17 protein-coding genes are annotated in these 18,842 nt (G+C 73.3%); 12 read left to right on the forward strand and 5 right to left on the reverse strand.

Features of this window, described 5'->3' with window-relative positions; translation table 11 throughout:
* Positions 1-42 precede the first annotated feature (42 nt).
* The 5 genes from R2D22_RS30130 (at position 43) to R2D22_RS30150 (ending at position 5,079) form a co-directional block, all read left to right on the forward strand.
* Positions 43-1,185 carry a flavin-containing monooxygenase gene (locus R2D22_RS30130; protein WP_318107939.1) on the forward strand — a complete coding sequence of 381 codons (1,143 nt, stop codon included), beginning with the start codon at positions 43-45 and terminating at the stop codon, positions 1,183-1,185.
* Between the two features lie 20 nt (positions 1,186-1,205).
* On the forward strand, positions 1,206-1,595 hold the full coding sequence (locus R2D22_RS30135) for a tetratricopeptide repeat protein (protein ID WP_318107940.1): 390 nt from the start codon (positions 1,206-1,208) through the stop codon (positions 1,593-1,595).
* A gap of 195 nt (positions 1,596-1,790) precedes the next feature.
* Positions 1,791-2,864 carry a PP2C family protein-serine/threonine phosphatase gene (locus R2D22_RS30140; RefSeq protein WP_318107942.1) on the forward strand — a complete coding sequence of 358 codons (1,074 nt, stop codon included), beginning with the start codon at positions 1,791-1,793 and terminating at the stop codon, positions 2,862-2,864.
* Between the two features lie 292 nt (positions 2,865-3,156).
* A complete protein-coding gene (locus tag R2D22_RS30145; protein ID WP_318107943.1) occupies positions 3,157-4,497 on the forward strand; it encodes an NsdA family TPR-like regulatory protein in 1,341 nt (446 codons plus the stop codon).
* A gap of 51 nt (positions 4,498-4,548) precedes the next feature.
* A complete protein-coding gene (locus tag R2D22_RS30150; RefSeq protein WP_318107945.1) occupies positions 4,549-5,079 on the forward strand; it encodes an NUDIX hydrolase in 531 nt (176 codons plus the stop codon).
* Positions 5,080-5,202: 123 nt separating this feature from the next.
* Here R2D22_RS30150 and R2D22_RS30155 read toward each other — a convergent pair whose 3' ends face one another.
* Complete coding sequence (locus tag R2D22_RS30155) at positions 5,203-6,063, reverse strand: 3-hydroxybutyryl-CoA dehydrogenase (RefSeq protein WP_318107946.1); 861 nt, start codon at positions 6,061-6,063, stop codon at positions 5,203-5,205.
* Positions 6,064-6,232: 169 nt separating this feature from the next.
* On the opposite strand from R2D22_RS30155, the gene R2D22_RS30160 reads away from it, so the two are divergent.
* Positions 6,233-7,528 carry a glycoside hydrolase family 10-like protein gene (locus tag R2D22_RS30160; RefSeq protein WP_318107948.1) on the forward strand — a complete coding sequence of 432 codons (1,296 nt, stop codon included), beginning with the start codon at positions 6,233-6,235 and terminating at the stop codon, positions 7,526-7,528.
* Positions 7,529-7,541: 13 nt separating this feature from the next.
* Here the strand turns inward: R2D22_RS30160 and R2D22_RS30165 are convergent, their stop codons facing one another.
* The gene (locus R2D22_RS30165; protein ID WP_318107949.1) at positions 7,542-7,739 is read right to left on the reverse strand and encodes a DUF1918 domain-containing protein; all 198 of its coding nucleotides are present in this window, start codon (positions 7,737-7,739) and stop codon (positions 7,542-7,544) included.
* A gap of 107 nt (positions 7,740-7,846) precedes the next feature.
* Positions 7,847-8,887, reverse strand: coding sequence for a DMT family transporter (locus R2D22_RS30170; RefSeq protein WP_318107950.1), 1,041 nt, complete (start codon positions 8,885-8,887; stop codon positions 7,847-7,849).
* Between R2D22_RS30170 and R2D22_RS30175 the strand changes: the two genes are divergently transcribed.
* The 4 genes from R2D22_RS30175 to R2D22_RS30190 all read left to right on the forward strand — a co-directional run bounded on the left by R2D22_RS30175 (position 8,886) and on the right by R2D22_RS30190 (position 12,853).
* Complete coding sequence (locus R2D22_RS30175; RefSeq protein ID WP_318107953.1) at positions 8,886-10,325, forward strand: aminotransferase-like domain-containing protein; 1,440 nt, start codon at positions 8,886-8,888, stop codon at positions 10,323-10,325. The two genes, R2D22_RS30170 and R2D22_RS30175, sit on opposite strands and share 2 nt — an antisense overlap.
* 116 nt (positions 10,326-10,441) lie before the next feature.
* Positions 10,442-10,891 carry a GNAT family N-acetyltransferase gene (locus tag R2D22_RS30180; RefSeq protein ID WP_318107954.1) on the forward strand — a complete coding sequence of 150 codons (450 nt, stop codon included), beginning with the start codon at positions 10,442-10,444 and terminating at the stop codon, positions 10,889-10,891.
* Positions 10,892-11,028: 137 nt separating this feature from the next.
* Positions 11,029-11,640: a histidine phosphatase family protein gene (locus R2D22_RS30185; RefSeq protein ID WP_318107956.1), complete on the forward strand. Its 612-nt coding sequence runs from the start codon at positions 11,029-11,031 to the stop codon at positions 11,638-11,640.
* Positions 11,641-11,674: 34 nt separating this feature from the next.
* Positions 11,675-12,853, forward strand: coding sequence for a methyltransferase (locus R2D22_RS30190; protein WP_318107957.1), 1,179 nt, complete (start codon positions 11,675-11,677; stop codon positions 12,851-12,853).
* Here the strand turns inward: R2D22_RS30190 and R2D22_RS30195 are convergent.
* A complete protein-coding gene (locus R2D22_RS30195; RefSeq protein WP_318107958.1) occupies positions 12,850-13,248 on the reverse strand; it encodes a VOC family protein in 399 nt (132 codons plus the stop codon). The genes R2D22_RS30190 and R2D22_RS30195 overlap by 4 nt on opposite strands.
* A gap of 130 nt (positions 13,249-13,378) precedes the next feature.
* Between R2D22_RS30195 and R2D22_RS30200 the strand changes: the two genes are divergently transcribed.
* Positions 13,379-14,215 carry a hypothetical protein gene (locus R2D22_RS30200; RefSeq protein ID WP_318107960.1) on the forward strand — a complete coding sequence of 279 codons (837 nt, stop codon included), beginning with the start codon at positions 13,379-13,381 and terminating at the stop codon, positions 14,213-14,215.
* A gap of 57 nt (positions 14,216-14,272) precedes the next feature.
* Here R2D22_RS30200 and R2D22_RS30205 read toward each other — a convergent pair whose 3' ends face one another.
* On the reverse strand, positions 14,273-17,476 hold the full coding sequence (locus R2D22_RS30205; RefSeq protein WP_318107961.1) for a S8 family peptidase: 3,204 nt from the start codon (positions 17,474-17,476) through the stop codon (positions 14,273-14,275).
* A 291-nt stretch (positions 17,477-17,767) separates the two neighbouring features.
* On the opposite strand from R2D22_RS30205, the gene argC reads away from it, so the two are divergent.
* Positions 17,768-18,796, forward strand: a complete 1,029-nt coding sequence (gene argC, locus R2D22_RS30210; RefSeq protein WP_318107963.1) for an N-acetyl-gamma-glutamyl-phosphate reductase — start codon at positions 17,768-17,770, stop codon at positions 18,794-18,796.
* Positions 18,797-18,842 lie beyond the last annotated feature (46 nt).

Here is an 18,842-nt window from a genome sequence, read left to right on the forward strand (position 1 = left end):
GGTCCTAGTGTCGATGACACGGAACGAACGAGGAGGCCGACGATGAACCCCACCGACAGGACGGAACACATCGAGACGGTCGTCATCGGCGCCGGTCAGGCGGGGCTGTCCACCGGATACCACCTCGCCCGACGTGGCCGGCCGTTCGTGATCCTCGACGGCAACGCCCGCGTCGGCGACAACTGGCGCTGCCACTGGGACTCGCTGCGGCTGTTCAGCCCGGCCAAGGTCGCCTCGCTGCCCGGGATGCGCTTCCCGGCGCCGCCGATGTCCTTTCCCACCAAGGACGAGATGGCCGACTTCCTGGAGACCTACGCCGAGACCTTCCACCTGCCCGTACGCGCCGGCGAGCGCGTCATCCGGGTGGGCCGGGAGGACGGGAAGTACGTCGTGGCGACGGGCACGACGACCTACCTGTGCGACCACGTCGTCGTCGCCTCCGGCTCCTTCGGCCGGACCCCGTACGTCCCCGCCTTCGCAGGCGGGCTCGACCCGCGGATCACTCAGCTGCACTCCAGCGCCTACAAGAACGCGGACCAGCTGAGGCCCGGCGGCGTGCTGGTGGTCGGCGCCTCGCACTCCGGCGGGGACATCGCCTACGAGGCCGGCTCGGCCGGTCATCCCACCGTGCTCAGCGGCACCATCCACGGCGAGATCCCGTTCGACATCGAAGGCGGACCGGCGCACGCGATCTTCCCGGTCCTGTGGTTCCTGGCGCAGCACGTGCTGACCCTGCGCACGCCGGTCGGCCGCAAGATGCGTCCCGAGGTCCGTACGCACGGCGGGCCGCTGATCCGGGTCAAGCGGGCCGATCTGACCGGCGTCGGCGTCGAACTGGCGCCGGAGCGGACCGTCGGCGTGAGCGAGGGGCAGCCGGTCCTCGACGGCGGCCGGGTGCTCGACGTCGCGAACGTCGTCTGGTGCACCGGCTTCCGGCAGGACTTCTCCTGGATCGACCTGCCGGTGACGGACGAGGACGGCTGGCCGAGGGAGCGCCGCGGTGTGGTCGCCTCGTCGCCGGGCCTGTACTTCGTCGGCCTGGCCTTCCAGTACGCCTTCGCGTCGATGCTGATCGGCGGCGCCGGCCGGGACGCGGAGCACGTCGTGAACCACCTGGTGAAGCACCTCGCCGGAGACGCCGTGAGCCGGCGGACCGCGGGGGCCGGGACGAAGATCCCCGCCTGACACCCCGATCGGCGGGCATCGTGGACACGACGACACGGCGGCGCCGGGTGCGCCGGCACCTCGCGCGTGCCAGGCGGTACGAGGCCGAGGGCCGGTACGCCGAGGCCGAGGGCGCGCTGCGCGCGGCTCTCCGGCTCGCCCGCAGCGCGGCCGGCGCCGCCTCCGAGGAAGCCGCCGAGGCGGCGTCGGCGCTGGGCATCCTGCTCGCAGCGCTGGGCCGGGCCGACGAGGCGGAGGAGACCCTGCGCTTCGCGCTGCACCTCTACGCACGGGCGTACGGCCCCGACGATCCCCGCCTCACCCCGTCCCTGAACGCCCTGGGCGCGGTGCGGCAGCGGCGCGGTGACCTCACCGGGGCGGAGCGGCTCTACGCACGGGTCGTCGGCATCGTGACCGGCACGGCGGCCTGACCGGTCTGCGCACCCGTACGGGCTTCCCGCCTCTGTGCGGGTGGCGGGGGCCTGGCGCGGTGCGGCGCGCCCCTGGCGCTCACTCCTTCGGGTGAGAACTCTGGCGGATGTTCCCCCGTGACCCGGACCGTCGACAGAATCGACGCGGCCGCAGGGGCGGGCCTGTGCGCTGTAGGGCCTGAGGGAGGGCCGTGCATGATCCGTACCAGATCGTCGCTCTCCGAGGGCTCCCGGTTCCGCCGGCTGGGCCCGCTCGTCCTCCCCGGCGCCTGGGGCGCCGTGGCCGTCACCTGGAAGCTCGGCTGTCCGCTCGCCCAGCAGCCCGGGCTCCCCATGCGCATCGCGACCAGCGTGGTGTTCTTCAGCGTCGGCACCGGACTCGTCCTCGGCATCCGCCGCGGACTCGCCCGCGAGCTGGAGCGGATGCGCGCGATCGCGCACGCCGCGCAGCGCGTCCTGCTGCGCCCGGTGCCGCCGCGCCTCGACGGGCTCGTGTTCGCCGCCGCCCAGCTCTCCGCCGCCCGGGGCGCCGAGGTCGGCGGCGATCTGTACGGGGCGGCGGCCACCCCGTTCGGCGTCCGCGTCCTCATGGGGGACGCCCGCGGGCACGGCCTCGCCGCGCTCGGCGCCGTCGCCGCCGTCCTGGGCAGCTTCCGCGAGGCCGCCCACGACGAGCCCGAACTCGGAGGTGTGCTGCGCCGGTTGGACCGCGCGCTCGGACGGCACCTGCGCGAGCGGGCCCGCGACGAGCACCCGGCGGCCGGCGGCGCCGAGCCCGAGCATCCGGCGGCGGAGGAGTTCGTCACCGTCCTGCTCCTGGAGATCCGCCCGGACGGCACGGTGTACGCGCTCAACTGCGGCCACCCCGGCCCGTACCGGCTCGCCCCGCGGGTGGAGTCCCTCCCGGCCGGCGATCCGCTGCCCCCGCTCGGCGCGTTCCCGCTGCCCGCCGAGCTGATCCCGCATCGGTGCACCCGGCTGCGCCCCGGCGAGGCGCTGCTGCTGCACACCGACGGCGCGGAGGACGCCCGGGACGCGGCGGGCCGCTTCTTCGCCCTGGACGCCGTCCTCGCCGACGCCGTCCGTGACGCGCCCGTCTCGCCCGCGGCCGTGGTCCGCCGCGTGCACACCGCGCTGCTGCGGCACACGGGCGGCCGGCTCGCGGACGACGTCGCCCTGTTGGTCGTCCGCAACGACCGGGCGCGGGTCCCGGCGCAGCCCGCCGAACCCGGGCTGCGCCGTTCCCGGCCGGCGCCCTCGCCGCGTTAGCGACGGGCGCCCGACGGTCCACGCCGCCCGCCCTGCCACGGAGTGTCGGGCAGATCGGCAGGGCGGACGGCGCGGGCGGGCCGTCGCACTGTACGAGGGGGAGCGGACGGCCCGGCCGCCTCGTCGGAGGCGGTTCCTCCGGGAGGGGCAGGTCCCTCTCCGGAGAGGACGCTCAGTCAACAGCCCCCGGCGGTACGGCGGCAGAGTGCACAGGGCGCTTATGCGGGCATTCCGTTCACACCCCGTGCGAACCGCCCCTACCCTGGGCACACCGATCCACCGGAGGGGCCTCATGCAGCCCAACACCCTGCTCGACGCGCTGCTCGACGAGGCGGGCGTCTCGCACGCGGGCCTGGCCGCGCACGTGAACCAGGCCGGCCGTGCCCGGGGTCTCGCGCTGCGGTACGAACACACCGCCGTCGCCCGGTGGTTGAAGGGTCAGCGGCCGCGCGGCCAGGTGCCCGACCTGATCTGCGAGGTGCTGGCCGGCCGGCTGCACCGGACCGTCACGCTGGACGACATCGGCCTCGGTGTCCCGGGCATGTCCTCGGCCCCGACCGGTTCGCCGCTCTCCGGCTTCGTGGAGCGGGCCACCGCCCTGTGGCGCTCCGACGAGCAGCAGCGGCCGCACGTCCTCGGCGCGACCGCAGTCACCGGGACACCCGCCGTGATGCCGGTCTGGGAGTGGGAGAACCCGCCGGAGGACGCCGACGTGTCCCGCGAGGGTCAGGCGCGGGTCGCGCCGTCCGACATCGCCCTGCTGCGCGCGGCCCGCGTGCACTACGAGCTCATGTACCGCAAGGCCGGCGGGCTCGCGACGCGCGCCCGGATCGTCGGCTTCCTCAACGCCGAGACCGCGCCGCTGCTGCGCGGCTCGTACGACGACGAGCTGGGCCGGCAGCTGCACCGGGCGACCGGCGGCCTGGTCGCGATCGCCGGCATCTGTGCGTACGACTCCGACGCGCACGGCCTCGCACAGCGCTACTTCCACCAGGCGCTGCGGCTGGCGAAGGCGAGCGGGGACCGCGGGCTCGGCGCGTACGTGATCGCGCTGCTGGTCAATCAGTCGCTGTTCATGGAGGAGTACCGCCAGGCGGTGGCGTTCGCGGAGGCGGCCCTGCGGTCGGGCGGGCGCAGCATCACCCCGGCGCTCGCCACCGACCTGTCGGCGATGCAGGCCAAGGCGTACGCCCACCTCGGCGACCGGAGCGCGGCGTTGGCGTGCATCCGTCGGGCCGAGGCGGAGGCGGAGCGGATCAGCCCGGGTGCCGAGCCGGCCGAGACGGGCTACGTGCAACCGGGGCTCGTGAACGTGCAGATCGCCGAAGCACTGCTCAGCCTGGGTGATCTTCCGGCGGCCCACGAGCACGCGGCGGCGGCGGTCCGCACGCCGGCGCACGACCGGGGGCGGGTGCACCGGCTGGCCATGCTGTGCCAGATCGAGTTGCGGGAGGGCGACGCCGACCGCGCGGCACGGACGGCGTCGGAGATGACCGAACGGGCCCGCGGGATGGAGTCGCAGCGGCTGCGCGACCGCCTCCGGCTGGTGCGGGACCATCTGCTGGCGAGCGGCGGCGGGGACGCACGGGAGGCGGCCGAGTTGATCGACGGAGCGCTGCGCGTTCCGCTGTGAGCCCCAAACTGCTGCCATATTGCCACCGACCAATCGGAAGGTGGCAGAAACGTGCAGTGGACGAAACTAAGCGAACAACCGGTCTATGAGAACCGCTGGTTCCGGGTGAACCTCGCGGACGTCGAGCTCCCGGACGGCCGCCACCTCGACCACTATCTGATCAGGCTCCGCCCGGTCGCCGTCGCGACGGCCGTCAACGAGGCCAACGAAGTACTCATGCTCTGGCGCCACCGCTTCATCACCGACAGCTGGGGCTGGGAGCTGGCCGCCGGCGTCGTCGAGGACGGCGAGGACATCGAGGCGGCCGCCGCCCGTGAGATGGAGGAGGAGACCGGCTGGCGGCCCGGCCCGCTGCGCCATCTCCTCACCGTCGAACCGGCCAACGGACTCACCGACGCCCGGCACCATCTCTACTGGAGCGAGGAGGCCACGTACACCGGCCCGCCCGAGGACGACTTCGAGTCCTCGCGCCGCGAGTGGATACCGCTCAAGCTCGTCCCCGACATGATCGCCCGCGGCGAGATCCCGGCCGCCAACATGGCCGCCGGGCTGCTGATGCTCCATCACCTGCGGCTCGGCTGACCGCCGACCGCTCGTCGAACGGTGCCGGAACGCGCCGGACGGCCCGTACCTGTGCGGTGTACGGGCCGTCCGGCCTGCACGCGCCCGAGGGCAGCGGATGCCCGGGCGCGCGGTCTGTGCGGCTCAGGGGTAGACGTAGAACCCCGAACCGGTCTTGCGGCCCAGTCGGCCCGCGTCCACCATGCGCTGCAGCAGCGGGGGAGCGGCGTACAGGGGCTCCTTGAACTCCGAGTACATGGAGTCGGCGATCGAGGCGATGGTGTCCAGGCCGATCAGGTCCGAGAGCTTCAGCGGGCCCATCGGGTGGGCGCAGCCGAACTCCATGCCGTTGTCGATGTCCTCGCGGCTGGCGATGCCCGACTCGAACATCCGGATCGCGGAGAGAAGGTACGGCACCAGGAGCGCGTTCACCACGAAGCCCGAGCGGTCCTGCGCGCGGATCGCGTGCTTGCCCAGCACCTTCTCCGCGAAGACCTGGGCGCGGCTGATGGTGCCCTCGGAGGTGGTGAGGGCCGGGATCAGCTCGACGAGCTTCTGCACCGGGGCCGGGTTGAAGAAGTGGATGCCGATCACATGGTCGGGGCGGGAGGTCGCCACGGCCAGCTTGACCAGCGGGATGGAGGAGGTGTTCGAGGCCAGGATGGCGTCCGGGCGGGTCATCACCTGGTCGAGCACCTGGAAGATCTCGGTCTTGACCTGCTCGTTCTCGACGACGGCCTCGATGACGAGGTCGCGGTCGGCGAACTCGCCGAGGTCGGTGGTGAAGCTGAGCCGGGCCAGCGTCGCGTCCCGCTCCTCCTCGCTGATCTTGCCGCGTTCGGCGGCCTTCGACAGCGAGTTGAACAGCCGGGTGCGGCCGATCTCCAGCGCCTCGCCGGTGGTCTCGGCGACCTTCACGTCGAGGCCGCTGCGGGCACACACCTCCGCGATGCCTGCGCCCATCTGGCCGCAGCCCACCACTCCGACGCGCTCAATGTCGCCCATGGAGTCCGTCACCTCGTGTCTTTCGCTCTGCTCTGGCGGCGGGTCCCGTGTGATTCCGGTGCCCCGCCTCGACCCCATGACGTTACTCCGCCAGCCTCGTTTGATCGATCGTTCGGGACGGGCATGCTGGGCGGACAGGTGTGACGTACCCGACATCCAAGGGGCATCGATGCGGCGAATGGGACGAAGGGGCTTTGTGGCCGGGGCGGCCGGTGCCGCGGCGGCACTGGGGCTGGGCGGGGGAACGAGCGCGTACGGCGACCCCGGCGCGCTCGCGCACGAGGGGCCGGGCGCGGCCGGGGAGATGAGAAAAGGACCACAGCGCGCGCCGCGCGGCGGGGCCGAATTCCGGGGCATGTGGCTGTGCTCCGTCGCCAACCGTGACTGGCCCTCCACTCCCGGTCTCACCGCGGACCGACAGCGGGCGGAGCTGATCCGTCATCTGGACACGGCCGCGGCGCACAACCTCAACACGGTCGTCTTCCAGGTCCGGCCCACCGCCGACGCCCTGTGGCCCTCGCCGTACGAACCGTGGGCGCAGTACCTCACCGGGGTCCAGGGCCGCGACCCCGGCTGGGACCCGCTGGGCACCGCGGTGACCGAGGCGCACGCCCGCGGCCTGGAGCTGCACGCCTGGTTCAACCCGTACCGGGTGGCCAACCACACCGATCCGGGCCGGCTGGTGTCCACCCACCCGGCGCGGCTGCACCCCGACTGGGTCGTGCCGTACGGAGGGAAGCTGTACTACAACCCCGGGCTGCCGGAGGTCCGCGCCTTCGTCCAGGACGCGATGCTCGACGCCGTCCGGCGCTACGACGTCGACGGCTTCCACTGGGACGACTACTTCTACCCGTACCCGGTCGCCGGGCAGAGCTTCGACGACGACGAGGCGTACGGCTGGTACGGCGGGGACTACCCGGACAAGGCCTCCTGGCGCAGGGCGAACACGGACCTGCTCGTGGGCGGGACCGTGCAGCAGCTCCGGCAGATCAAGCCGGACGTCGCGTTCGGGATCAGTCCCTTCGCGGTGTGGCGCAACCTCGACACCGACCCGCTCGGCTCGGACACCCGGGCCGGCGTGCAGACGTACGACGACCTGTACGCGGACACCCGGAAGTGGGTACGGGAGCGCTGGATCGACTATGTCGTCCCGCAGGTGTACTGGCACCTCGGCAACGCCGCCGCCGACTACGAGACGGTCGTGGCCTGGTGGGACGGGGTGGCCCGGGGCACGGGCGTCGGGCTCTACGTCGGCGAGGCGCTCTACCGGGCCGGCGACCCGGCGCAGCCGACCGCCTGGCAGGAACCGAAGGAACTCTCGTGGCACCTCAGTGTGGCCGGGCGGTACCCGGCGGTGGGCGGGCACTGCTTCTTCGCGGCCAAGGATGTCGCGACGGACCGGATCGGGGCGATGGCCACCGTGGTGGCCGATCACTACCCGACCAGGGTCCGTACACCGCGGTGAGGGACCGCAGCCCTCACTTCATGTTCTCGTGATGGCGTACGACGGTGTCGGGGCCCGGCGACATCAGGGCCTCGTGGCCGTCGTCGTCGAACTTGACGCGGTACGGCGGCGTTCCGTTGTCGCCCAGTACCTGAAGGACCTCGGCCGTACGGTCGTGATGACCGACGGTGCGGCCGTGCACCACCAACTTGTCGCCCACGCTCGCTTGCATCGGGACTGACCTCCTCGCGACCGCTTCCTGCTTCGGAGTCTACGTCTGCCATTGTGACCTGCGTCACCCCGAGGTGTCCTGCGGGGCCGCGCCGGCACGCCCGGCCGTCAGGTGTTCGCCCGCTGGGTGACCGCGATGCAGACCAGGACCGCCGCGGCGGCGAGCGGGGCGGCGGGGGACAGCTGCTCGCCCAGCAGGGACACCGACCAGACCAGCGTGAGCAGCGGCTGCGCCAGCTGGAGCTGGCTGGCCCGCGGGATGCCGATCTCGGCCATGCCGCGGTACCAGACGTACAGCCCGAAGAACGTCGAGCCGGCCGCCACCCACACCAGGCCGATCACGCCGTGGGCGGTGAGGGTGACGGGCTCGTACGCGAGGGCCACGGCCGCGCCGGCGACCATGAGCGGCAGGCAGAGGATCAGCGCCCAGCCGACGACCTGCCAGCCGGGCATCTGCGCGGCGAGCCGGCCACCCTCGGTGTATCCCGCCGCGCACACCAGCAGCGCGCCGAACAGGTACAGGTCGCCGGTCGACAGCGCGCCGCCGCTCTGCTGGAGGGTGAAGGCGATGACGACGGCGGCACCGGCGAGCGCCGCCGCCCAGAAGGTGCGTGACGGGCGGCGACCTGTGCGGACTGCGGCGAACGCGGCCGTCGTCAGCGGCAGCAGACCGACGACGACGGCGGCGTGCGAGGTGGTGGAGGTCTGCAGGGCCAGCGTGGTCAGCAGCGGGAAGCCCACCACCACGCCCATGCCGACGACGGCGAGCCCGGCCCAATGGCGGCGCTCGGGGAGCGGGACGCTCCCCCGCGCTCGGCTTCGCTCGCGCGGGGGGACCCCCATGCTCAGCAGGAACGCGCCCGCGATGGCGGCGGCGAGGACGGAGCGGACGGCGACCAGGGACCACGGGCCGAAGCTCTCCAGACCCCAGACGGTCGAGGGGAAGGTGAGCGAGAACGAGACCACGCCGAGGGCGGCCAGCACCGTGCCGAGGGGGCGCGGGCGGGCCGCGGCGGTCTGCGGGGCCGCGGTTCGCGGGGCGGCGGTCCGCGGTGCGGCCGTGCGCGGGGTCGATGCCTGCGGGCCGGAGCTTCGCGGGCTGTCGACCGCTATCGTCATCGAGCGAGTAGCGCTATCCTGTCCTGTCATGCAAGAGCGTAGCAGTGTCGCTGAATTGGCGTCTTCCCTGCGGTCCGAGCTCGACCGCTACTCACCAGGTGGAAAGCTGCCGTCGAGTCGCGCCCTCGTCGAGCGGTACCGGGTCTCCCCGGTCACGGTCACCCGCGCGCTCGCCCAGCTCGCCGCCGAGGGCCTGGTCGTCACCCGCCCCGGCGCCGGGGCCTTCCGCGCCGAGCCGCGCGCCGCCGCGCCCGCCGCGGGCGACACCTCCTGGCAGGAGGTCGCGCTCAGCGCCGACACCGCCACCGAGATCGTGCCCCGGGCCGTCGACGCCTCCGGCGTCCTCGTCACGCTGGCCGCCCCGCCGCCAGGGGTCGTCGAGTTCAACGGCGGCTACCTGCACCCCTCGCTCCAGCCGGAACGCGCCCTCGCCGCCGCGCTGGCCCGGGCCGGCCGCCGCCCCGGCGCCTGGGGCCGCCCGCCCGCCGACGGGCTGCCCGAGCTGCGCGAGTGGTTCGCCCGCGAGATCGGCGGCAGCGTCACCGCCGCCGAGGTCCTCATCACCGCGGGCGGCCAGTCCGCGCTCACCACCGCCCTGCGGGCGCTCGGCGCGCCCGGCACGCCCGTACTCGTCGAATCGCCGACCTACCCCGGGATGCTCGCCGTGGCCCGCGCCGCCGGACTGCGGCCCGTGCCCGTCCCGTGCGACGCCGACGGGGTCCGCCCCGACCTCCTCGAAGCGGCCTTCCGCGCCACCGGCGCCCGGGTGTTCGTCTGCCAGCCGCTGTTCCAGAACCCCACCGGCGCCGTCCTGCGGAGCGAGCGCCGCCGCGAGGTGCTGCGCATCGCCCGCGCCGCCGGCGCGTTCGTGGTCGAGGACGACTTCGCCCGCCGGCTGGTCCACGAGGACGCCGGGCCGCTCCCCGCGACGCTCGCCGCCGACGACCCCGACGGCGTCGTCGTCCACGTCTGCTCGCTGACCAAGGTGACCTCGGCCAGCCTGCGCGTCGGCGCGCTCGCCGCCCGCGGCCCCGTCCTGGAGCGGCTGCGGGCCATCCAGGTCGTCGACAGCTTCTTCGTCCCCCGGCCGCTCCAGGAGGCCGCCCTGGAACTCGTCGGCGCGCCGGCCTGGGGCCGGCATCTGCGCGCCGTGGCGGGCGAACTGAGGAACCGCCGCGACACCCTGGCCTCCGCCGTGGCCCTGCAGCTGCCCGAGCTGGCGCTGCCGCCGCGCATCCCGTCCGGCGGCTACCACCTGTGGCTCCGCCTCCCCGACACCCTGGACGAGGCCGCGCTGCACTCTGCCGCGCTGCGCGCAGGGGTGGCCGCGGCGCCGGGCCGGCCGTACTTCTGCGCAGAACCGCCCGCCGGCCACCTCCGGCTGAGCTTCGCCGGGGTGGCGGGGCCGGGCGAGATCACCGAGGGCGTGCGGCGGCTGCGCACGGCGATCGACGAGCTGACGCCCTGAGGAGGGGCGGGCCGCGCGTCGCCCGGGCGAGGCCGGGCGTCGCCCGGAGGCCGGTGCGGCGTCCGGCCCGTGGAAATGACCTGACAGTCGTCCGGCCGCCCTGCCAGCCTTCGCCCATGAGCGAAGCGAACGACCACACCCTCTCCGTGCACGGCGCCTACGAGGTCTCCACGGACCCCTCCCGGCTGGACCGCGAGCGCGTCCACCACTGGCTCTCCACGGACGCCTACTGGGCCCTCGGCCGCCCCCGGGCCACGCAGGACCGCGCCATCGACGGCTCCCTGAACTTCGGCGCGTACCACCGGGAGACCGGTGAGATCGCCGCGTACGCGCGGATCATCACCGACGGCACCACCTTCGCCTGGCTCTGCGACGTGTACGTCGACCGCGCGGCCCGCGGCACCGGACTCGGCACCGCGCTGGTGACGGCCGTCCGCGACCACCTGGAGCCGTTCGGCCTGCGCCGTGTCCTGCTCGCCACCGCGGACGCCCACGGCGTGTACGAGAAGGTCGGGTTCAAGCCGCTCGACGAGCCCTCGAAGTGGATGGCCCTCGGCGCGAGCTGACCCCGTACGGGCCCTACCGACCGGTATCGGCCCGCTGTCCGCCATCGGCGACCGGCGCCGGCCTTTGGCTGGAACCGGCCCCGGCCGCGCGTGTCGAACTATTGACCTACGCGGGTCGCGGCCTCACGATCGCGGCCATGGGACTCCGGGTCACGCTCGTCGCCGCGGCACGCAGCTCCTCCCTGCTCGCGGAACGGTTCGACGACGACCGCCCGCTCGACGCGGCGGGCTGGTACGAGGTGCAGCTCGCCGCGCAGGCGCTCGTCCCGCTCGGCGCGGCCGAGCTGCGCTACTGCTCCCCGACGCCCCGCAGCCGCGCCACCGGCGAGGCCCTCGGCTACGCGCCGCTCGTCCAGCCCGCCCTGCGCGACTGCGACATGGGTCGCTGGCGCGGGGCGACCCTCGCCGAGGTCGCCGCGCTCGAACCGGCCGCCGTCGACGCCTGGCTCGCCGACCCCCGCAGCGCCCCGCACGGCGGGGAACCGCTGCTCGGCTTCATCACCCGGATCGGGAACTGGCTGGACACCCGGCCCGCCGACGACGGCGCGATCGTCGCCGTCGCCGAGCCGGCCGTCGTCCGCGCCGCCCTGGTGTACGCGCTGAAGGCGCCGCCCGCGACGTACTGGAACGTGGACGTCCGGCCGCTCTCGACGGTCACCCTGACCGGCCGCCCCGGCCTCTGGCACCTGCACCTGGAGGCCTCGGCCCACGCCGGCGGGGGCGTGCCCCGCTACGCACCGGGGCCCTGAGCAGGCCCGCCGACCGGCTAGCCTGGGAGGCACGATGAACCGTTTGACCACGTCATGGGGCGAGTTCGAGCTCACCCGCTTCCCCGAGGACCCGCGCGACACCCTGCGCGCCTGGGACGCGGCCGACGAGTATCTGCTGCGGCACCTCCACGAGACCGACCAGGACCTCTCCGGGACGGTGGCCGTCGTCGGCGACCGGTGGGGTGCCCTGACGACCGTGCTCGCCGAGTCCGCCGGGGGAGTCGTCCAGATCACCGACTCCCACCTCGGCCGGCAGGCGACCCTCGCCAACCTCGCCCGCGCGGGCGTGCCGGACGATGGCGCGGTCAGCGGCGCGGTACGCCTCCTCACGACCCAGGACGCCCCGCCGGAGCGCATCGACGTGCTCCTGGTCCGCGTCCCGAAGAGCCTGGCGCTCCTGGAGGACCAGCTGCACCGCCTCGCGCCCGCCGTGCACGAGGGCACGGTGGTCGTGGGCACCGGGATGGTGAAGGAGATCCACACCTCCACCCTCACGCTCTTCGAGCGGATCCTCGGCCCCACCCGCACCTCGCTCGCGGTGAAGAAGGCCCGACTGATCCACACCACGCCGGACCCCGCGCTCCGGCCGGGCCCGAACCCCTGGCCGTACCGGTACGAGCTGCCCGCCGACGCGGCCGGCGGGGTCGCCGGGCGGACCGTCACCAACCACGCCGGCGTCTTCTGCGCCGACCGCCTCGACATCGGCACCCGCTTCTTCCTCCAGCACCTGCCCGAGGACCTCGGCGACGCCCGCGTGGTCGACCTGGGCTGCGGCAACGGCGTGGTCGGCCTCGCGGTCGCGCTGCGCGAACCGGACGCCGAGCTGGTCTTCACCGACGAGTCGTACCAGGCGGTGGCCTCCGCCGAGGAGACCTTCCGGGGCAACGCGGAGGCCGGCCGGAAGGCCGAGTTCCTGGTCGGCGACGGGGTCGCGGAGCTGCTGCCCGAGTCCGTGGACGTGGTCCTGAACAACCCACCGTTCCACAGCCACCAGGCCACCACCGACCGCACCGCCCGCCGGATGTTCTCCGGCGCGCGGCGGATCCTGCGCCCGGGCGGCGAGCTGTGGGTGGTCGGCAACCGGCACCTCGGCTACCACGCGACGCTGCGCCGCGTCTTCGGCAACTGCGAACTGGTCGCGAGCGACCCGAAGTTCGTGGTCCTGCGTGCCGTGAAGCGCTCGCGCCGCTAGCCCCAGGTGCGGGAGCAGAGCACCAGTCGGTACCCGTCGGGGTCGACGACGGTCACGCCGTACTCGTCCCAGTACGGGTTGTGCGCCGCCACGCGCTCCCCGCCCGCCGCGACCAGCCGCGCCACCTGCTCCTCCGTGACGGGCGCGCCGAGATAGACCACGAACAGGTCGTCGACGGTCGGCGTCGGGTCGATCGGCCGGTCGGGGTCGCGTGTGAGCTCGAAGTGCCAGCCGCCGTCCGCCGGGCCGACCATGAGCAGATCGTGCTCGCCGGGGGTGTCCTTGGTGGACCTCCACTGCACGACCAGGCCGAGCCCGTCGACGTAGAAGCGCTCGGCGGCGGCGAGGTCGCGCGAGGGGCGGGCGACGCGTATGTGCGTGGTCTTGTCGATCATGAAGCGCAGCGTAGCCGGGGCGTCGGCCCCCGCCCCGCGGGCCCACCGGGACGGACGACGCACCCTTGCGTGGGGACCGTGGGAACGGTGAGGGCTGTGGGGAGACTTGGTGGGGAAATAGGATCCGGCCATGTCGAACACGTCTTCCATCCCCGTCCTGCGTGGCAGCAGGAACACCGTGCTCCGTGTCGACGGCGAGGAGTTGACCCTCCGTCAGGGCAAGCAGGAGTACGGGATACCGCTGGCGGCCGTCGCGCGCGTCCACGCCCGGCAGCGCGCCGTCGAGGTCACGCTGAAGGCCCCCGAGGGGACCGCGCCGGCCTCCCACCGCGTCGAGGGCGTCAGCGAGGCCGCCGCCATCGCCTTCGCCGACGCCGTCACCGCCCTGCTTCCGCCGGCCGTCGAGGGTGCCCCGGCGATCGACGGCGCGGCCCTGGTCGTCACCCGCGCCGCCGAGCCCGAGTCCGCGACCCCGATCGAAACGTTCTGGCGGCGGGTGAAGTGGATCCTCTGGGGCTCCGTACTCGCGATCGTCGCGATGTGCGTGCTCGTCTCGTTCGTCGCGCACCCCGTCCTGATCGTCTTTGCGCTGATCACGGGCGTCATCGGCTTCCCGTTCGCGGGCGCGGTCGCACTGCTGCTCCCGGACCATCTCGATCGGTGGCTGCTGCCCCGGCGCGGCATCACGGTGATCGCGGACTATGCCCACGGCGCCGTGGGGCCGAACGGCTACCTGTACGGGGACCTCGACGGGAACACCTGGAAGTACGTCGACAGGAGCGGCCGCCTCCGCATCGAGGTCAGCTACGACCCGCGCAATCCGGGCAAGGCGGTCCGCGCCGACGGCAGGGGGAAGTGGTGGGAGGCGTTCATACTCGGGACGGCGGCAGCCGTCGCCCTGTTCTTCCTCTTCGGGTTCTGCGCGCTGCCGTTCCTGGGCGAGGAACTCATGGGCCCCACGCCCTGAGGGAGAGCGGAGCGGCCCCGCCCGAGCCCGCACGGGCTCCGGCGGGGCCGCGCACGGCTATCTGCCGAAGTACGCGTCGTGGATCGCCACCGTCGACACGTTGCCGTCCTTGTCCGTCACCTCGGCGCGCAGCGCGACGCCCTTGTCCTTCGCCGGGTTCCGGACGGCCACCTTCCCGTCCGTCACCACGAGCCGGGTCCAGGTCCGGGCGTCGTCGTACGAGGCGTACACCTCAAGGGCCTTGAGGTTGCTCCCGGCAGCCGCGCCCTGCACCGTCACCGGCATCAGCTGTATCCGGCCCGCCGGAGCGGTGCCGTCCAGGGCTGTGGCCGCGCCGAAGCGGACCATCGAGACGGGGAGCGCCGTCGCCTCCTCCGTCCGCTTCGAGCGGAACGACCAGCTCGCGTCGATGCGGCTGGACGTCCTCGCAACGGCAGGGTCGCGCACGACGGAGGTCGTCAGCCGGTATCCGGCGTCGTCGGCGGGGACGGTGAAGGGGGCGCTGCGGGACAGCGGGGCGTCGCTCTCGCCGATCCGGGTTCCGTCGCGGTAGAGCAGGGTCTTGGCCGAGGTGGGGTCCTCGTCGCCGCCGTCCGCCGCTCCGGAGACGAACATCGGCACATCGCCGTGGATCTCGTCGCCCTCACGGCCGATGCCGGCGTAGCCGCCGATCCGCGGCCCGAAGACGGCCGTGTTGAGAGCGAGTGCGTAGCTCCTTCCGCCCTGGTAGCTCTGGTCGTTCAGCCACTGGAACACCTCGATGACGGGCAGGCCGTCCGAGCCCTGGACCGTCTGGCTGAAGTTGTACTCCCAGCGGACCTGGTCGAGCGTGGACAGATACAGCGTGCGAGTGTTCGGCAGGGGCCGTTCCACGGGGTTCTGGACGGGCCAGATGTCCGCCCCGGGCAGGAGCCCGGCCAGTTGCAGCAGCCCGGTCTTGCCCGGCGCCGAGGCCCCGAGTCCGGTCTTCACGGCCGCCAGATCCTTCCGCTCCAGGTGCCGTGTGTAGCCGGTGGAGAAGCGCTTGACGGGGCCGCCCAGGGTCACGTGGTAGCCGACGTCGTCGCCCGTGGTCCAACTGGTGTTCCACGACTCGCGCAGGCCCTCTTCCATGTCGGGCCCCAGATACGCGGTGCGTACACCCGCGAACGAGTCCAGGTCGAAGCCGAAGACGGAGGTCATGTAGCCCTGTCGGAACGTGTGGAACGCCGTTGCGCCGGACGGCTTCGCCTTCGGATCCGGCACGGTGATGTCCACCGGCTCGGCGGCCCGCGCGTCCAGCGTCACCGTCGTCGCCCCGTCCACCTTCAGGGCGGGCTGGACCAGCCAGTCGAACCCCTTCGCGAAGTCCGCCGGGTCCACCGGAAGGTACGAGGTGAGAGGGTAGGTCCCCTTCCTCACGCGGAGCTTCGTCGTTCCCGAGGAGTCCTGCGGCAGTTCGCCCCAGAAGCCGAATCGGGTCCGGTAGTCGGCCGTCGGCTTCCCGTCGCGGCCGATGTGCCGGACCGTCACGTCGTACGACTCCACCTCGCGCTCCACGGTCGCCGCCGTGCGCACGCTCTGGCCGTCGCCGGTCGCCGTCACGTAGGCGGAGAACGTGCCGTCGGCGGCGCCGAGCGTGGTGTCCGCCGTCAGGTCCACGGACGCCGTGCCGCCCGCCGGGACGGTCACCGAGGTCGCGCCGAGCGCGAAGAACCCGGCGGGGGCGGGCTGCCTCTGCGGGTCGAGGGTGGTCAGCGCGAGGGCGAGGGTGACGTCCTTGTCGCCGGCGTTGCGGTAGGTCACCTTCCTGGTGATGGCCGGGTCGTCGGCGTGCGGCCACCGGGCCAGGCCGAAGCCCAGTGAGACCGGCTCGGCGAACACCGTCTGCTCGATGGCCCGGTCGACCTGGACACGACCGCTGCCCTGCTCGAACGGCGTGTACGGGCCGCCCTTGGTGGAGCCCGTCAGCACGCCCTTGAGCTCGGACGCCTTCCAGCCGGGATGCCGCTGCTTGAGGAGCGCGGCGGCGCCGGCGACGTGCGGAGCGGCCATGGACGTGCCCGAGATCGTCAGATAGCCCTCGGGCCGCTGGCCGACCTCGCGCTCGATGACGCTGCCGGGGGCGGCGGCAGCGGTGATGTCCACGCCCGGCGCGGTCACGTCGGGCTTCACGGTCGCGGGATCGGTGCTCCCCCTGCTGGAGAAGGGCGCGAGCGCGTCGGCGTCGTCCACGGCGCCGACGGTGAGCGCGGACCGGGCGGTGCCCGGGCTGCCGACGGGGCCGCCGTTGTTGCCCGCGGACACGGCGAACAGGAGGCCCCGCTCGGCGGAGAGCCGGTCGATCGCCGCCTCCACGGGGTCCGTGCCCTCGGTGCCGCGACCGCCCAGGCTCAGGTTGACGACGTCGGCGCCCTGCGCCGCCGCCCACTCGATGCCCGCCAGGATCTGCGACTCGCTGCCCCGTCCCTCGTCGTCGAGGACCTTGCCGCTCAGGAGCTCGGCCCCGGGGGCGACGCCCTTGAACGCCCCGCCCGAAGCGGCTCCCGTACCCGCCGCGATGGAGGCGACGTGCGTGCCGTGGCCGTAGTGGTCCATGGCGTCCGGGGATTCGGTGAAGTTCTGCTGGGCGATCACCTTCCCCTTGAGGTCCGGATGCGTCGCGTCGACGCCCGTGTCCAGTACGGCGATCTTGACGCCCTTGCCGTCGTATCCGGCGGACCAGGCCTTGGGCGCGCCGATCTGCGCGACGCTCTTGTCGAGCGTCGCCTTGAGCACGCCGTCCAGCCAGACGTGCGCGATGCCGGCGGTAGTGGTCGTGCCGGCGCCCGTGCCGTCCGTGAGCGCGGTCCACAACTCCGCGGCGTGCGCGCGGGGCGTGACGACGGCCTCGGCGTTCAGGGACGTGAGGGACCGCGCGACCTTGGTACCGCCCGCGGCCTTCACCCCTGCCTTGGCCTTCGGGGCGGCCGCGCCGGAGTATCCGACGATCACTTTCAGGCCGCCGCGCTGCGCCTTCACGTTCTCGGCGCGTGCCAGCTCGGTCACGTCGAACAGCCGCGGGTCGAGCCGGCCCGCGGCGATCAGCGGTTGCGCGTCGAGCGGGACCGCGAAGGTGTGACCGTCCTCGGAGGAGATCCGCACAGGAATCCGCTCGCGGCCCGGGGCATGGTCGATGCTCCCCAGCCGTCCCTTGGCGTCGATGCTGACGCGGTCGCCGGTGATGAGGGTGACGGTGACGCCCGGCCGCCCGGACGCGCCAGGCGCGGTCGACGTGGTCACCGCCTGAGTGGGAGCGCTGACGACCACAGATAGAACAAGCGCGGCACAGGAAGCCGCGACGATCGGCTTGCCAAACCGGCGCGGCCGGCGGCTCGGATCTCGGTACCGGGCGATCTCGCTGCTCTGCAACTTTCCTCCTGCTCAAGGGCATTCAGCTGCTCGGGACGCGAGCGCCCCTCGCGGGTTGTTGCCCGATGAGGCAGAAGGGGTTCACGGTGCGCCCGGGGACGCGATGCCTTTGCATAAATCTGCTGCGCTGCGTATAGTCATGCCATCCAGGAGGAGGGTTCGATGACGGTACGAGCAGCAGTGGCGGGCGCGAGTGGGTATGCGGGCGGGGAGCTTCTGCGTCTGCTTGTCGCGCATCCGCACGTCGAGATCGGCGCCCTGACCGGGCACTCCAACGCCGGTCAGCGGCTCGGTGGGCTCCAGCCGCACCTGCAGCCGCTCGCGGACCGGGTCCTGGAGCCGACCACCGCCGAGGTGCTCGCCGGGCACGACATCGTCTTCCTGGCGCTGCCGCACGGGCAGTCCGCCGCCGTGGCGGACCAGCTCGGACCGGACGTCCTCGTCGTCGACATGGGCGCCGACTTCCGGCTGCAGAACGCCGCCGACTGGGACCGGTTCTACGGCACCGAGCACGCCGGGACCTGGCCCTACGGCCTTCCCGAACTTCCGGGCGCCCGTGCCGCGCTGGAGGGGTCCAAGCGCATCGCGGTGCCCGGTTGCTACCCCACCGCCGTCTCGCTCGCGCTCTTCCCGGCCTACGCGGACGGCCTCGCCGAGCACGATGCCGTGATCGTCGCCGCCAGCGGCACCTCCGGCGCCGGCAAGGCGCTCAAGCCGCACCTGCTCGGTGCCGAAGTCATGGGGAACATGACCCCGTACGGCGTCGGCGGCGGCCACCGGCACACCCCCGAGATGATCCAGAACCTCAGCGCGGTCGCGGGCGGGCAGGTCACCGTGTCCTTCACCCCGACCCTCGCCCCGATGCCCCGCGGCATCCTCGCCACCTGCTCCGCGTACGCGAAGCCCGGCGTCACCGCCGAGTCGGTCCGGGCCGCGTACGAGAAGGCGTACGCCGACGAGCCGTTCGTGCGGCTGCTCCCCGAGGGGCAGTGGCCGTCCACCGCGGCCGTGTACGGCTCCAACGCCGTGCAGGTCCAGGTCGCGTACGACGCGGAGGCGAACCGGATCATCGCGATCAGCGCCATCGACAACCTCACCAAGGGCACCGCCGGTGGCGCGGTGCAGAGCATGAACATCGCCCTCGGACTTCCCGAGGACACCGGACTTTCCACGATGGGAGTTGCGCCGTGAGCGACGCGTGCGCAGCCACCGGTCCGCAGACGACGACGAAGCCCGC

Origin of the sequence: Streptomyces sp. HUAS YS2, assembly GCF_033343995.1 — a bacterium.
Lineage (GTDB): Bacteria > Actinomycetota > Actinomycetes > Streptomycetales > Streptomycetaceae > Streptomyces > Streptomyces solicathayae.

Excerpts from the sequence above, each read along its gene's own strand:
- R2D22_RS30130 (WP_318107939.1), top strand. The coding sequence starts at position 43 with ATGAACCCCACCGACAGGACGGAACACATCGAGACGGTCGTCATCGGC.
- R2D22_RS30140 (WP_318107942.1), top strand. The coding sequence starts at position 1,791 with ATGATCCGTACCAGATCGTCGCTCTCCGAGGGCTCCCGGTTCCGCCGG.
- R2D22_RS30145 (WP_318107943.1), top strand. The coding sequence starts at position 3,157 with ATGCAGCCCAACACCCTGCTCGACGCGCTGCTCGACGAGGCGGGCGTC.
- R2D22_RS30155 (WP_318107946.1), bottom strand. The coding sequence starts at position 6,063 with ATGGGCGACATTGAGCGCGTCGGAGTGGTGGGCTGCGGCCAGATGGGC.
- R2D22_RS30160 (WP_318107948.1), top strand. The coding sequence starts at position 6,233 with ATGCGGCGAATGGGACGAAGGGGCTTTGTGGCCGGGGCGGCCGGTGCC.
- R2D22_RS30165 (WP_318107949.1), bottom strand. The coding sequence starts at position 7,739 with ATGCAAGCGAGCGTGGGCGACAAGTTGGTGGTGCACGGCCGCACCGTC.
- R2D22_RS30175 (WP_318107953.1), top strand. The coding sequence starts at position 8,886 with ATGCAAGAGCGTAGCAGTGTCGCTGAATTGGCGTCTTCCCTGCGGTCC.
- R2D22_RS30170 (WP_318107950.1), bottom strand. The coding sequence starts at position 8,887 with ATGACAGGACAGGATAGCGCTACTCGCTCGATGACGATAGCGGTCGAC.
- R2D22_RS30180 (WP_318107954.1), top strand. The coding sequence starts at position 10,442 with ATGAGCGAAGCGAACGACCACACCCTCTCCGTGCACGGCGCCTACGAG.
- R2D22_RS30185 (WP_318107956.1), top strand. The coding sequence starts at position 11,029 with ATGGGACTCCGGGTCACGCTCGTCGCCGCGGCACGCAGCTCCTCCCTG.
- R2D22_RS30190 (WP_318107957.1), top strand. The coding sequence starts at position 11,675 with ATGAACCGTTTGACCACGTCATGGGGCGAGTTCGAGCTCACCCGCTTC.
- R2D22_RS30195 (WP_318107958.1), bottom strand. The coding sequence starts at position 13,248 with ATGATCGACAAGACCACGCACATACGCGTCGCCCGCCCCTCGCGCGAC.
- R2D22_RS30200 (WP_318107960.1), top strand. The coding sequence starts at position 13,379 with ATGTCGAACACGTCTTCCATCCCCGTCCTGCGTGGCAGCAGGAACACC.
- argC (WP_318107963.1), top strand. The coding sequence starts at position 17,768 with ATGACGGTACGAGCAGCAGTGGCGGGCGCGAGTGGGTATGCGGGCGGG.